Annotated in this window: 16 protein-coding genes; 11 read left to right on the top strand and 5 right to left on the bottom strand. The window is 69.4% G+C overall.

What is annotated here, in order from left to right; all coding sequences use genetic code 11:
- Positions 1 to 88 precede the first annotated feature (88 nt).
- Positions 89 to 571: a hypothetical protein gene (locus QMK34_RS08920; protein WP_326413219.1), complete on the top strand. Its 483-nt coding sequence runs from the start codon at positions 89 to 91 to the stop codon at positions 569 to 571.
- A gap of 268 nt (positions 572 to 839) precedes the next feature.
- The gene (locus QMK34_RS08925) at positions 840 to 1,697 is read left to right on the top strand and encodes an oxygenase MpaB family protein (RefSeq protein WP_326413220.1); all 858 of its coding nucleotides are present in this window, start codon (positions 840 to 842) and stop codon (positions 1,695 to 1,697) included.
- Here the strand turns inward: QMK34_RS08925 and QMK34_RS08930 are convergent.
- On the bottom strand, positions 1,673 to 2,239 hold the full coding sequence (locus QMK34_RS08930; RefSeq protein ID WP_326413221.1) for a CGNR zinc finger domain-containing protein: 567 nt from the start codon (positions 2,237 to 2,239) through the stop codon (positions 1,673 to 1,675). The genes QMK34_RS08925 and QMK34_RS08930 overlap by 25 nt on opposite strands.
- Positions 2,240 to 2,319: 80 nt before the next feature.
- Between QMK34_RS08930 and QMK34_RS08935 the strand changes: the two genes are divergently transcribed.
- The 5 genes from QMK34_RS08935 (at position 2,320) to QMK34_RS08955 (ending at position 6,882) form a co-directional block, all read left to right on the top strand.
- Positions 2,320 to 3,156 carry an alpha/beta fold hydrolase gene (locus tag QMK34_RS08935; RefSeq protein ID WP_326413222.1) on the top strand — a complete coding sequence of 279 codons (837 nt, stop codon included), beginning with the start codon at positions 2,320 to 2,322 and terminating at the stop codon, positions 3,154 to 3,156.
- Positions 3,157 to 3,343: 187 nt separating this feature from the next.
- Positions 3,344 to 4,750, top strand: coding sequence for a hypothetical protein (locus QMK34_RS08940; RefSeq protein ID WP_326413282.1), 1,407 nt, complete (start codon positions 3,344 to 3,346; stop codon positions 4,748 to 4,750).
- The gene (locus tag QMK34_RS08945; RefSeq protein WP_326413223.1) at positions 4,747 to 5,187 is read left to right on the top strand and encodes a FixH family protein; all 441 of its coding nucleotides are present in this window, start codon (positions 4,747 to 4,749) and stop codon (positions 5,185 to 5,187) included. The genes QMK34_RS08940 and QMK34_RS08945 overlap by 4 nt, the downstream gene beginning before the upstream one ends.
- 20 nt (positions 5,188 to 5,207) lie before the next feature.
- Positions 5,208 to 6,347: a hypothetical protein gene (locus QMK34_RS08950; protein ID WP_326413224.1), complete on the top strand. Its 1,140-nt coding sequence runs from the start codon at positions 5,208 to 5,210 to the stop codon at positions 6,345 to 6,347.
- The gene (locus tag QMK34_RS08955; protein WP_326413225.1) at positions 6,340 to 6,882 is read left to right on the top strand and encodes a hypothetical protein; all 543 of its coding nucleotides are present in this window, start codon (positions 6,340 to 6,342) and stop codon (positions 6,880 to 6,882) included. Before QMK34_RS08950 ends, QMK34_RS08955 begins: the two co-directional genes overlap by 8 nt.
- An 80-nt stretch (positions 6,883 to 6,962) precedes the next feature.
- Here QMK34_RS08955 and QMK34_RS08960 read toward each other — a convergent pair whose 3' ends face one another.
- Positions 6,963 to 7,220: a DUF397 domain-containing protein gene (locus QMK34_RS08960; protein WP_326413226.1), complete on the bottom strand. Its 258-nt coding sequence runs from the start codon at positions 7,218 to 7,220 to the stop codon at positions 6,963 to 6,965.
- A 328-nt stretch (positions 7,221 to 7,548) separates the two neighbouring features.
- Here QMK34_RS08960 and QMK34_RS08965 point away from each other — a divergent pair, with 328 nt between their 5' ends.
- On the top strand, positions 7,549 to 7,818 hold the full coding sequence (locus QMK34_RS08965) for a hypothetical protein (RefSeq protein ID WP_326413227.1): 270 nt from the start codon (positions 7,549 to 7,551) through the stop codon (positions 7,816 to 7,818).
- 4 nt (positions 7,819 to 7,822) lie between these two features.
- Entirely contained in the window at positions 7,823 to 8,095 is a 273-nt protein-coding gene (locus QMK34_RS08970) for a hypothetical protein (RefSeq protein WP_326413228.1), read from the top strand.
- A 55-nt stretch (positions 8,096 to 8,150) separates the two neighbouring features.
- Here QMK34_RS08970 and QMK34_RS08975 read toward each other — a convergent pair whose 3' ends face one another.
- The 3 genes from QMK34_RS08975 to QMK34_RS08985 form a co-directional block, all read right to left on the bottom strand.
- Complete coding sequence (locus tag QMK34_RS08975; RefSeq protein ID WP_326413229.1) at positions 8,151 to 8,999, bottom strand: SAM-dependent methyltransferase; 849 nt, start codon at positions 8,997 to 8,999, stop codon at positions 8,151 to 8,153.
- Positions 8,996 to 9,829, bottom strand: a complete 834-nt coding sequence (locus QMK34_RS08980) for an SAM-dependent methyltransferase (protein ID WP_326413230.1) — start codon at positions 9,827 to 9,829, stop codon at positions 8,996 to 8,998. Before QMK34_RS08980 ends, QMK34_RS08975 begins: the two co-directional genes overlap by 4 nt.
- Positions 9,830 to 9,890: 61 nt before the next feature.
- The gene (locus QMK34_RS08985; protein WP_326413231.1) at positions 9,891 to 10,748 is read right to left on the bottom strand and encodes a helix-turn-helix domain-containing protein; all 858 of its coding nucleotides are present in this window, start codon (positions 10,746 to 10,748) and stop codon (positions 9,891 to 9,893) included.
- 251 nt (positions 10,749 to 10,999) lie between these two features.
- Here QMK34_RS08985 and QMK34_RS08990 point away from each other — a divergent pair, with 251 nt between their 5' ends.
- Together QMK34_RS08990 and gndA are read left to right on the top strand one after the other, a co-directional pair.
- Positions 11,000 to 11,929: an MBL fold metallo-hydrolase gene (locus QMK34_RS08990; RefSeq protein ID WP_326413232.1), complete on the top strand. Its 930-nt coding sequence runs from the start codon at positions 11,000 to 11,002 to the stop codon at positions 11,927 to 11,929.
- Positions 11,930 to 12,023: 94 nt separating this feature from the next.
- Positions 12,024 to 13,463 carry an NADP-dependent phosphogluconate dehydrogenase gene (gene gndA, locus QMK34_RS08995; RefSeq protein ID WP_326413233.1) on the top strand — a complete coding sequence of 480 codons (1,440 nt, stop codon included), beginning with the start codon at positions 12,024 to 12,026 and terminating at the stop codon, positions 13,461 to 13,463.
- Positions 13,464 to 13,491: the final 28 nt, after the last annotated feature.

Genomic DNA, 13,491 nt, shown 5'->3' on the forward strand with positions numbered 1-13,491 from the left:
CCTCCCGCCTGTGCGTCAGATGACGCAGACTTGACGGCTCCACCGGCCTAACTTCACTACAGGGAACCTGTGGTGAAGGGGGACGGCGATGACGATTGTGCTTCTCGTGCTGATCGGGATTCCGGGATTTTTCCTGATGATGTGGCTGTTCGAGGGCCTACTCCCGAAAGCCTGCGGAGCGATCGCCCACGGAGTCCGGTTTTCGTGGAAACGATGGCAGGCGAACCGGCGGCGGAAGGACTTCGCGAAGGGCAAGACCGTCTCGCTGCCGTGCTCGCTCCGGCCCCTGTCCGTCTCCACCCTGTGGACGCGGGGCCGGTTGGAGCTGACCGAGGCGGGCGTCACCTGGTACCACACGCTCGACATGAAGCGGCCCATCCGGTTCGCCCCGGCGACGACCGTCTGCCTCAGCCGTAGGCGGGTGGAACTCCCGGAACTCGAGCAGACCGAAGGCGACTCGGCGTTCCTGATCCAGCGTGGGACGAAGCAGGTGGAAATCGCCGTCCGGACGGACGACGCCAAGCTGGTGGAAGCCACTCTGCGGCGCTTTCCCGCCTACGCAAGCCACTAGTTGGCTTGCGTAGGCGGGCTCAGTTGCCCTTGAGCTTGTCCGTGGCCTCGGTGACGGCGCTCTACGCGGTGTCGGCGACGGGCAGGTCGATACCGGTCCTTGATGATGTCGAACAGGCTCATGATCGTGTCCTCCGCTCGGATGGTGCGGGGCTCAGCGGACGACAGCAGGTACTTGGTCTTTTTGTCCTAATAGAGCGAATTGTACCGCGAAGAGCCCGAGCTGCGTCCGGGCGACCCGAAGGTCTCCTTCAGCTAGGGTCGGAGGGGTGGTCGCACCGCCGATCGTCAAGGGAACCGCGGCGTGGAAGTACTTCGGTGACTTCCGCGCCGGACTGCTCGCCGGGCAGGTGCTGCTCCTGCAGGTCGCGCATCCGGTGGTCGCCGCCGGGGTGCGAGACCACTCGAACTACGCCGAGGACCCGTGGACGCGCCTGATGCGGACGGCCGCGTCGCTGTCGATCTACATCTACGGCGGTCCGGAAGGTGCCCAGTTCGAGGCCGACCGGTTGCGGGAAATGCACAAGGCGTTCAAGGGTGTCGACGCCGACGGACATCGCTACAGTGCGTTGAACCCGCATGCCTACGCCTGGGTCCACGCGACGCTCGTGATGGTTCCCGTTGACACACAACGGTTTTTCGGACACCCGCTGAGCAACGCGGAACTCGGCGAGTACTACGCGCAGATGTGCGAGGTCGGGCTCATGCTCGGCCTGCGGGAACGCGATCTGCCGCCGGACTGGGCCGCGTTCGAGCGGTACTACGACGCCATGATCGACGGCTTCGACATGAACGAGACCATCGAGACCCTGTTCGACACCATCCGCACGGTCAAGAAGCCGATCGACCTGTTGCCGGATCGCTGGTGGCGGCCGCTGCGGCGGTGGCAGCACACCGCGCAGCTGTTCGTCATCCGCGGCACGCTGCCGCCCGCTTTCCGAGACCGGCTGGGTCTACAGTGGACGGTCCGGCAGCAGCGCCGGTTCGACCGGTTCCGCCGGGTCGTGCGCTTCGGCGCCGGGCTGGTGCCAGTGCCGTTCCGGTCCACCTATGTCCGCTCGGTCGGCAGGGTCAACGTCTGGTTGCGCGCACACCCGAAGGCTCAGCGGCTCTTGATCCGCGCGTAGTGCGCACGCGCCTTCGCGCGGTTCCCGCAGCGGGCCATCGAGCACCACTGGCGGGTGCGCCGCGGCGAGGCGTCGCAGAACCGGAGACCGCAGTCGTCCGCGGCGCAGATCCGGACAGCCACCTCACCGGTCACCAGGTCGATGGCGTCGACGGCCAGTGTCGCGAAGGCCGCGGCGACGGGATCCGACACCGGCCGCGGCCGGCGATGGGGGCCGCCGTCGTCATCGATCCACAGCTCCGGAACGGGGGCCGGGGCCGCGACGGCGGCTTCGTTGAGCAGCTGGACGTCGGCCGTCCGCGGGGCCAAGCCGTCGGCGCAGGCCACGACGAGCCTGTCGACGGCCTCACGCAGCGCCTTCGCCGCGATGAGGTTTCCGCCGGTCAGTGACGTCTGATCCAGGGTGAACCCGGCGAGGCCGAGCCACTCGGCAAGCTTGCCGGGCCCGGTGAGCAGCTCGACGGGCTGAGCGTGCCGCGAGCGCACGGTGTTGACCAGATCCAGGCAGGGCCGCCCGGCGTCGAACACCCAATCGCCGTCCATGGGGCCATTCTAACCCTTGCCACCGGTGAGGAACGACGGTACCTTCTAACCCTATGAACCGGTTAGAAGGTACGAGCGTCATGACCGAAGTGAACGGTCTCCGGATGCACTACCGCCGCGCCGGGGAGGGCCCGCCCGTGGTCCTGCTGCACGGCTGGCCGCAGACCTCCCACTGCTGGCACCGGGTGCTCGGCGGACTCGCCGCGACCCACACCGTGCTGGCGCCCGACCTGCGCGGCTACGGGCTCACCGACAAACCGAGGGGCGGTTACGCCAAGCGCACGATGGCCGCGGACGTCGCCGCACTGGCCGATCAGCTCGGCTTCGACCGGGTCTCGGTGATCGGGCACGACCGCGGCGGCCGGGTCGGCCACCGCTGGGCGCTCGACCGGCCGGCGCAGGTCGAGCGGCTCGCCGTGCTGGACATCGCGCCGACCAGGGAGATGTGGAAACGGCTCGACACCGAGGTCGGCCAGGCGTACTGGCACTGGCTGTTCCACCTCCAGCCCGACCTGCCCGAGCTGCTCGCCGGGCAGAACATCGCCGCGTACCTCGGCTACTTCTACGAGCGGTGGACCTACCAGCGTCAGGGCTTGAGCCCCGAATCCGTCGCCGAATACGTCCGCGCGTTCTCCGCGCCGGGCGCGCTGCGGGCCGGGTTCGACGACTACCGGGCGTCCTTCCCCGACGACGCGGCCGACGACGACGCGGATTTCGCGGCGGGCAAACGACTAGAGATGCCGGTGCTGGCCCTGTGGGGCGCCAACGGCCTGCTGGGCAAGCTGCCGACGCTCGATATCTGGCGCGAGTACGCGAAAAACGTTACCGGGCAGGCGATCCCGGAGTGCGGCCACTTCCTGCCCGAGGAACAGCCCGAGCTCGTCCTGGAACAGCTGCGGACGTTCCTCGGGGAATGACCCTGAGGCCCAGCCGCGCGAACACGAAGGGCGTAAGGGTGAAGATCCCCTGTTCGGGGGACCCGGGATCACCCCTCACTGTGACGATTTCCGCCGCCGCCATGGCTAGCGTTCCCCGGCAATGGGGACTTCAGTGGGAACTTCAGTGGGAACTTCGAAGAGAGGGCGTCGCGCGGCGTCGCTGATCATGCTGAGCGCACTGGGGACGGTGTTGCTCGGCGGCGCCCCGGCGCACGCCGACGGCGCGCCGTCGGGCACCGACATCCAGGTCGCGCAGACGCTGGGCGCGCGGGATCTGACGGTCATCGTCCGCCGCGTCGACACCACACCGGGACCGCTGCGGGTGGACGTCGTGACACACGCCGGAAGCGCGGCCGGCCCGCTCACGGTGCGCGCGTCCGCCGCCGGTTCGGTGGTGTCCGAAACGACGGTCCCGCTCGGCGCGCGGCCAGGGCTGTACAGCGGCACGCTGCGCGTCGACCGGCCAGGACCGTGGGAACTCGCGCTCGACGACGGCGCCCACGTGGGCACGATCCCGTTCCTCGTCCCCGCCAGAGTTGTTCCCCCGTGGGAAAAAGCGACCTACGGCGGGTTCGTCGCGGCCGGGGTCTTCCTGATGCTCGCGCTGGCGGTCGCGCTGCGGTCGCGGCGCGGGTCACTCGCGCTGCTGCCCGCGGGCGGCATGGTCGCGGCGCTGGCCGTGGCCGTCACCGGCGCGCTGCTGTCGTCGGGCACGCCACCGCCACCCGCGGCCGGGAGCCAGCTGGACCCGACGATCGACAACGTCACCGACCCGTACGCCAATGCCCAGCTGCCGATCACCGACTACTCGCGGCCACCGCTGAACCTGGCCGTGCACGACGCCGACGCGCGGGCGGGGCAGGCGGGGGAAATCCGGCTCGCGCTGGCCGACGGTGCCACCGGCCGCCCGGCCGACGACCTGCTCGTGCACGACAACGCGCTGGTCCACCTGGTCGTGGTTTCCCCGTCCGGACGGCTGTGGCACCTGCATCCGGTGCGCGTCGGCCCCGGTGCTTACCGCGTCCAGCTGACCCCGCCGGAATCCGGCACCTACGCGGTTTCCGCCGAGCTCGCCCGGCGCGGCGGCGGCGTGCAACTGCTCAGGTCGACCTTGCAAGTCGGCGCTGGCAAGGAGGCGCCCGCTGCCGCGGTGCCACCCGGGCCCGGACCGCGGCGGATCGACGGCTCCCAGGTCGACCTCACGGTGAAAACCGCCGCGGCCGGGTCGCCGACGACGATCACCGCGCACTTCCCCGCCGCGGATCTCCAGCCCTGGCTCGGCATGCTCGGCCATCTGATCGTGGCGGGCCCCGGCACCGACCCCGCGAAGGTCGGCGCCGAGGCCGCCGTGTCGCCGACCTGGGCCCATGTCCACGCGATGACCCCGGTCGTCCCGGGCATGGTCGGCAAACCCGACGAGACGGTGGCCGCGTTCGGCCCCGACGTCTCCTTCACCTACACGTTCGCGGCGCCCGGCCGCTACCGGATCTGGCTGCAGGCCGAGCGGAACTACTCGGTCATGACAGTCCCCGCGGTGCTAGACATCCCAGCTACGGAGGTGGCAGGCCGATGACCGTCACAGAGACAGACGCCACGCCGGTGCGGCGGCGCCCGCTGGTCCCGATCGTCGTCGCCGCGCTGCTCGTCGCGGCCGCGCTGGCCTGGCTCCGGTGGCCCGGCGGCACGAGCGGACCGACCGTGACGAAGACCGTCGCCGGGGCGTACACGGTCCAGTTGTCCGTGGACGCACCGAAACTGGGCACCAACACGCTCGCCGTCGACGTCGCCGACTCCGGCGGCAAGCCCGTCCGGCTGGACGAGGTCACGGTCGAACCCGTGATGCCGCAGATGGGTCACGCGCTGACGCCGGTGAAGGCCACGTCCGACGCGCCCGGCCGCTACCTCGCGGCGGACACCGTGCTGCCGATGTCCGGGCAGTGGGAGCTCACCGTTTCGCTGCGCGGGCCCGCCGGTGCCGCGCAGGTCGTACTTCCGTTGCTGGTCAAGTAAAAGAGAGAGGGTCGGGGGAAATGGATCTCACCGCGTCGGGGGTCAGAGTGGCCACCCGGACGAAACACGCGAGCGCGGGGTTACCCGCCGCTTGCACGGTGCTCGGGGGTTCGGTGATCTCGCTGGTCGGGCTCACCTGGGACGTGCAGTGGCACAGCGACGTCGGCCCGGACACGTTTTTCACGCTACCACACCTGTTCCTGTACTCCGGCAGCGCGATCGTGGGGCTCGCCAGCCTCGTGGTGGTGCTGCTGACCACGGCGGCGCAGCGCGCCGGGCGTCCGGTGGACAGCAGCGTCGGCGGCCGCGCGATCGCGGTGTTCGGCAGGACCTTCGCCGCGCCGGCCGGCTACCTGGTGTCCGGGATCGGCGCGGCGGCGTTCCTGCTCTACGGCCTGTGGGACCAGTGGTGGCACGGCCTCTACGGGTTCGACGCGGTGATCGATTCGCCGCCGCACATCGGGCTGCTGCTGTCGATCACGCTGAGCATCATCGGCACGACCATGGTGTTCGCCGCCGCGCGACGGCACCGCTGGGGCCGCTACGGCGTGGTGTTCTCGCTGGGCGTCCTGATCGCGTTCAGCTCGATCACCGTGCTCGGCCTCCAGCAGGTCGACGCCGGTCCCGTCGAACCGATCACGGTCGCCACGGCGCTGCTTTCGGTGCTGCTGGCGACGGCGGGCGCGGCGTTCCTGCGGCGTCCGGGTGGCGCGGCCGGGGTGGCCGCGGTGCTGGCGGTGCTCCAGGCGGTGTTCTGGTGGTTCTCGCCATGGGCCGCGCATGCCTACGCCGACCTGGTCGGGCTTCCGGTGCGTGACTACGTCAACGGCGTCCCGGAGATGCCTTCGCTGATGCCGATGGCGTTGCTGCCGGTCGCACTGGTGCTCGAGGCGCTGCTGCTCATGTCGCGGCGCCGTGGCTGGCACCCCGGACGGGTGTCGGTCGTGGCGGGCGGGGTCGGCGGCCTGCTGGTCGCCGCGAGTATGCCGCTGCAGACCTCGCTGATGTACGGCGTCGGGGTCGACGCCGCCGCGCTCGCCGCCACGGCGGTCGCGGGCGGGGTGTTCGGACTGCTCGGCGGGTTCGCCGGGTGGCGGTTCGGGGGGATGCTGCGGCTGCTGGCCCCCGCGACAGACGGGAAGGTCAGGACTGATGCGTAAGACACTGCTGGCGTTTCTCGCGACGGCCGGGCTGCTGCTGGCGACGGCGTTGCCCGCGAGCGCCTACGAGCCGGTCAACATCGTGCACACCGAACACGTGCAGGCGGGCCCGTACGGGATCACGGTCGGGTTCAGCACATGGCCACTGCGAGCCATGCAATCGCTCGACTTCACCTTCATCCCGGACGGCGGACTCGACGGTAAGACCGGGACGCTGACCACCATGGGCCCGGAGAACGCGAAGTTCGGCCGTCCCCAGCCGCTGGCGCGCCACCCGCGCAAGCGGGAGGTCTGGGGGCTGGACATCAAGTCGCTCAAGACCTCGGGCGACTGGACGTTCAAGTTCGACCTCGCCGGCCCGGCCGGTCCGGGTACCGGTCAGCTGCGGAACCTCGCGGTGCTCGAACAGCCCGGCCCGCCGATGGGACTGAGCTGGGCGATCAGCACGATCCCGCTGATCGGCCTGGCGGTGCTGATCTTCTTCGCCTGGCGCAGGACCCGCGCCCGGCTTCGCGGTGGCGGTCTCCCGGCCTGATCCGTCTCGGAGGGGGCCTTTCTCACCTCAAGATGTGAGGAAGGTCTCCTTCGTGGCGTCGAACGTAGGGAAAGTGCCGTTCACGACTCTGGTAAATCGAACTGCCCCGCCTTGACGGCTACCAGGAAGGCGGCCCACTCACCAGCATCGAAGACGAAGACGGGACTCGACTCCAGCTTGGTGTCGCGCACGCCGACCAGGCCGCGACGGGCCAGGTTGACCTCGACACAGTTGCCGCCGTTGGGCTCGCTGGCGAAAGATTTCGCCCACTCGGCGTCGCCGAACAGCGACCCAGCCGTGTTCGGATCGTAATCCGCTGCCGACAGATAATCCGTCATGGGTCGTACCTCCGGGCATCGGTGGGGGGCGCGGCCTCGAGCTGCACGCTTTTACCTGTCCTATTCCACGTCACAGACTCATATCTCCGGCTTGCTCCTGCCTCAACGGACTATGCCGTACGGCCAAGCGGGTGATCAACTGAGCCCGCCCTCGACATGAAGATTATTCCAGGAGTAAGATTAATCTTAGCGGTCGGGGCTCGAATGCCTCAGGCACGAGTGGTCCGGGGAGCAGAGCCCGGCGGACCGCAGGAGCCACTGGCCGCCTGTAACGGCCGGCCCGCGGTCGCCGACCACCACATCGCCGGCCTCTTGGGGGAGGATCAGGGTGATCATTCAAGACAGCATGCCCGCGAAGGTACTCGCGGTGGGCAGGCTCGTTCCCGGCATCGCCGGGGAGAGCCGCCGCTCAGCGCATCTGTTCGACGTCGAGGCCGGGGGGATCCGGCCGGAGAAGCTGCGCGCCCGCTGTGGAGCGGTGCTCCAGCTGACCGACATCGAATGGCTGCCGCTCGGCTCGGGCATGCCCTGCGAACGCTGTCTTGGCCTCACCGGCGCAACCGACCAGGCGCAGCCGCGCCGCGAACTGGGGGCATGATCCGATGGCCGTTCGACTCACCACCCTCTTCCGCCGCGAAGACGAGCGCGCGGGGGGCGCACCGGCCAAGCGCCAAGGCATCGGCCACGAGCTGCGCAACAGGTTCGGCTTCAGCCTGATCCAGGCGCCGCTGCGCAAGACGTCCAGCACCTGGAACACCGATCTCGAGGTCGTCCCCGAACAGCGCCGCTTCCGCCAGCCGGACCTGGTCCGCGCCACGCGGCCCCTCGAAAGCCAGCTCGAGCTGGCGGGGCTGCTTCGCGGCACTCGCTACTGAAAGCCACTTCCGCGAACAAGCCCGTCGCCACCTCGGCGACGGGCTTGTTCGTCTTTCAGAGCTTGCGGCCCAGTGCCCCGAGGGCGCCACTGAACGACGGATCGTGCGCGACCTTCCTGGTCGCCCGCGACTCGGCCTCCTCCGGCCGCCACTCGGGCAGCCACACGACCCCGGGCTCCACCAGTTCCAGCCCGTCGAAGAACGCCGTGAACTCGGCCCGGCTCCGCAGGTGGAACGGCGTGCTGGACTGCTGATACTGCTCGCGGATCACTTCGCGGTTGTCGTCGTCCGGCGCGCCGTCATCGGTGAGATGCGAGGACAGCAGGTAGGAACCGGACGGCAGCAGCGAAAGATACTGGTCGACCAGCTGCTTGGCGGGCTCGTCGCGGCGGATGAAGTACAGCACCCCCACCATGATCAGCCCGATCGGCTGCTTCGGGTCCAGCACGCCGGTGTCGAGCGCGCGGTTCCAGATGTCGCCGGGGTCGCGCAGGTCGCCCTGCAGCACGGCGTGCCGGTCGGCGAAGCCCTCGCGCTCCAGCAGGACCTGCGAATGCGCGACCGCGACCGGCTCGTTGTCGACGTAGACACAGCGGATGTCGGGGTTGATCGCGCCGGCGATCTCGTGGACGTTGCCCACGGTCGGCACACCGGAGCCGATGTCGAGGAACTGCGTGATGCCGTTGTGGGCCAGGTGACCCACCCCGCGGCCCAGGAAGTCCCGGCCCACCCGCGCGATGGTCTTGATCATCGGGAACGTCTCCACCGCCCGCGCGCCGAACTCGCGGTCGATCGCCCAGTTCGCGGTGCCGCCGAGGAACCAGTCGTAGATCCGGGCCGCGTTCGGGCGCTCCAGGTCGACGCCGTCGGGGGCCTCAGGGTCTCCGGGGTCTTGAATCGTCATCGTGGTCCTTCTGGTTTCAGCGGCTTGCGGGCGACGCCGCCCAGTACACAGGAGATCGGGGCCGTCGAGTCGCCCTCCGGACGCCACTCGCGGACCGGGACGAGCCCCGGCTCGGCCAGCTCGAAGTCGCCGAAGAACTCCAGGATCTGCTCGTGCGAACGGAATCCGGCCGGGGTGCTGGACAGGTCGTACTGCTTGACCAGCGACCGGATCTGCGCGAGCTCGTCGCCATCGACCCCGGATTCGGTCACGTGCGAGAGGAGGTAGAACGAGCCGGGCGCGAGCAGTTCGCGGTACTCGCGGACGCGGTCGAGGATCGGCGAGCCGACCGGCTGGAAGTGCAGCACCGCCACGGTCAGCAGGCCGATCGGGCGGGCCGGGTCGATGACGCCGGTGTCGATCATGCCGTCCCACACCTCGTCGACGTCCCGGAGATCGGCGCCGAGCACCGCGTGCCGCCGGGGATCGCCCTCCTGCTCCAGCAGGACCTGCGAATGCGCCACCGCGACCGGCTCGTTGTCCACGTAGACGCAGCGGCTGTCGGCGGCCACCGCACCCGCGACCTCGTGGACGTTGCCCACGGTCGGGACGCCGGAGCCGAGATCGAGGAACTGGGTGACGCCGTTGGCGACGCAGTGGCGGACGGCGCGCGCCAGGAAGTCGCGGTTCACCTTGGCCAGCGTGCGCACCAGCGGGAACGCCTTGACCGCCTGCTCGCCGAACTCGCGATCGATGGCCCAGTTCGCGCTGCCGCCGAGCGCCCAGTCGTAGATGCGGGCGGCGTTGGGACGTTCGAGGTCGACGCCTTCGGGTACCTGCTGCGGATCCATGCCGTCCCTTCGCTCTCGACCGCGGTGGCGTCGGTCACCCTATAAGAGGACGTCCAGTGGTTCAGGCCTTCATCTGCGCGCGGTAGGTCTCGGCGAGGTCCTTGAGGAACAGGCGGGTCTCCTGCCGTTCCAGCGCGGCGCCACGCAGCCTGTCCCAGGAGTCCACGAAGATGTTGAAGTCCTTCACGTCGTCGAGGTACAGCCCGCCGGCGGAGTGCTCGATGTAGACGAAATCCCTGGTGCGGTCCGGGAATCGCATGATGGTGAAGTCGTTGGGCACCGCGGCCAGCCGGGCGCCGAACGGCAGCACGTGCACGTAGACGCGGGGGTGGCGCTCGAGCCCGAGCAGGTGCTCGACTTGGTCCAGCATGACCGCGGGGGCGATCCCGCCCGGTGCCCGGCGCAACGCGCCCTCGCTGATGATGAAGCGGTAGTACGGCGGTTGCTGCTGATCGAACACGGCCTTGCGGTCGAGCCGGTTGCGCACCAGCGAGGTGACGTCCGTGGCGCCCGCCTCGCTGAACTGCTTGAGCATGTAGTGCTCGGACTGCAGCGGGCCGGGGATGCGCTCACCGTGCCAGGTGAGGATCTCCGCGGCCGCCGGTTCGAGGTCGGTGAACGTGCGGAACCAGTGCGGCACCACGGACCGGTAGCCCGACCACTGCCCGCGCTGCCCGGCGGCGGCGCGCGCCAGGTTCATCAGCGTGTCGGCTTCGTCACCATTGATCCCGAACGCGTTCAGCATGGAGCGCACATCCCCGAGCTTGACCCCGACGGCACCGGACTCGATCTTGTTGACCTTGCCCTGGGTGCAGCCGAGTACCTCGGCGACTTGCTGCTGTGTCATCCGCGCGGCGCTGCGGGCATGCCGGAGCTCGTTCCCGAGCTGCTTGCGGCGCGAGGTGACGGTGCTGGCCATCAGCCTTGCTCTCCCGGAACACTAACCAGGACCACGGCACCCCCGCTGTCGTCCTGCGCGCGAACTCTCGAATCACCCAGGTTGATGCTTTTCACCTTGCGTGATTTCGATGATGACATCGGGCAGCGTTCCAGGAAACGGCCCGAAACGCCAGTCACCCCCGGTGTCACTCGCCTGGACCAGCCTTTTACGGACATTTCGGGCAGGTTCACCCGGGTGGCCCAGGCTCCCTCGTGCGGCATAGTGGAACCGTGTCTTCCGCACCCGATCGTTCCATCGCCGCGGCCAAGGTCCAGCAACTCGCCGAGGGGGTGCACGGCTACGTCCAGCCCGACGGCTCCTGGTGGATCAACAACAGCGGGTTCATCTCGGCGGGCGGGCGGACCATCCTGATCGACACCTGCTCGACCGAACGCCGGACCCGCGCCCTGCTCGCCGCCGTCACCGCCACCACCGGCGCGACCCCCGACACCGTGCTCAACACCCACCACCACGGTGACCACACCAACGGCAACTACCTGGCCGAGGGCGCACTCGTCATCGGCCACCGCAAGACCCGCGAGACGATGCTCGCCATCGGCATCGAGCACTACGACGCGCTGTTCACCGGCAGCGACTGGGGTCACCTCGAGCTGCGGCCGCCCGAGCTGGTCTTCGACAACCGGCTGACGCTGTACGCGGGCGACGTCGAGATCCAGCTGATCCACCCCGGCCACGCCGCGCACACCACCAACGACGTGCTGGTCTGGCTGCCGCGGCAGCGGATCCTGTTCGCGGGCGACCTGGTGTTCAACGGCGGCAGCCCGTTCGCCCTGATGGGCTCGGTGGCGGGTTCGCGGGCCGCGCTGAACATCATCCGCGAGCTGAACCCGAAGACCATCCTCGCCGGTCACGGCCCCGTGTGCGGACCGGAGGTGGTCGACGTGGTCGACGACTACCTCGCGTTCGTCCAGGAGGTGGCCGAGCGGGGGTTCGAGGCGGGCCAGAACCCCCTGGAAGCCGCCAGGGCCGCCGACCTCGGCCGGTTCGCGGCGCTCAGCGAGCAGGAGCGGCTGCCCGCGAACATCTACCGTGCCTACGCGGAACTGGAGGGCAAGGAGTGGGGCGCGCCACTCGACCTCAGCGTGGCGTTCACCTACTCGTTGAACTACAACGGGGGTCCCATCCGTTGTTTCTCGTGACGCCGGTGGCGAGGACCAGGCCGGTAAGAGAGCGTCACCAACTGAATTCTTTGAGGACTACTGTGTCGATCAAGATGTCTGCGGAAGGGTGCTGATGAGCAAGAAGGCGAGCATCGGGGTCACCGGACTTGCGGTGATGGGCCGCAACCTGGCGCGCAACCTGGCCAGGCACGGGCACACCGTGGCCCTGCACAACCGCTCCGACCAGCGGACGAAGGACCTGGTGGAGCAGTTCGGCGACGAGGGTGACTTCATCCCTGCCTACTCCGCGCAGGAGTTCGTCGACGCGCTGGAGCGGCCCCGCCAGGTCGTGATCATGGTCAAGGCGGGCGCCCCCACCGACGCGGTGATCGAGGAGTTCGCGCCGCTGCTGGAAAAGGGCGACGTGATCGTCGACGCGGGCAACGCGCACTTCGCGGACACCCGGCGTCGTGAAGCGGCGCTGCGCGAGAAGGGCCTGCACTTCGTCGGCACCGGCGTGTCCGGCGGCGAGGAAGGCGCGCTGCTCGGGCCGAGCATCATGCCCGGCGGGTCGGCCGAGTCCTACAAGACACTCGGGCCGCTGTTCGAGGACATCTCGGCGAAGGTCGACGGCGAGCCGTGCTGCACGCACATCGGCGAAGACGGCGCCGGGCACTTCGTGAAAATGGTGCACAACGGCATCGAATACGCCGACATGCAGCTGATCGCGGAGTCGTTCGACCTGCTGCGCCACGCGGGCGGGTACTCCCCCGCCGAGATCGCGGACGTGTTCCGGACCTGGAACACCGGGCGCCTCGACTCCTACCTGATCGAGATCACCGCCCAGGTCCTCGCGCACACGGACGGCGCGACCGGCAAGCCGTTCGTCGACATCGTGGCGGACCAGGCGGAGCAGAAGGGCACCGGCCGCTGGACCGTCCAAATCGGACTGGACCTCGGCGTGCCCATCAGCGGCATCGCCGAAGCGGTCTTCGCGCGTTCGCTCTCCGGCTCCTCGGAGCTGCGTAGCTCCGCTCGCGGCCTCGGCGGCCCTGTTCGCACCCCGCTCACGGGCGCGGCGCTGGACACCTTCGCGGACGACGTCGAGCAGGCGCTCTACGCGTCGAAGGTCGTGGCGTACGCGCAGGGGTTCAACCAGATCCAGGCGGGCGGCGCGGAGTACGGCTGGGACATCGACCTGGGCAAGGTCGCGTCGATCTGGCGCGGCGGCTGCATCATCCGGGCGAAGTTCCTCAACGACATCACCGCGGCGTACGCCGAAGAGCTCGCCCTGCCGACGCAGCTGACCTCCGGCGGCTTCCGCAAGGCCGTCGAAGACGCCCAGGACTCGTGGCGCTCGGTCATCTCCACGGCCGTCCGCCTCGGCATCCCGACCCCGGGCTTCTCAACGGCACTGGCCTACTACGACGGCCTGCGCGCGGACCGTCTCCCGGCCGCACTGGTCCAGGGCCAGCGCGACTACTTCGGTGCCCACACGTACCGCCGCACCGACCGCGACGGTTCGTTCCACACCGCCTGGGCCACCGACGACCGCCCCGAAACCGCCAGCTGAAGGTCGCCCTTGGTGCGTCAGACCTGCT

It is taken from the genome of Amycolatopsis sp. H20-H5 (assembly GCF_035828755.1).
GTDB lineage: Bacteria > Actinomycetota > Actinomycetes > Mycobacteriales > Pseudonocardiaceae > Amycolatopsis.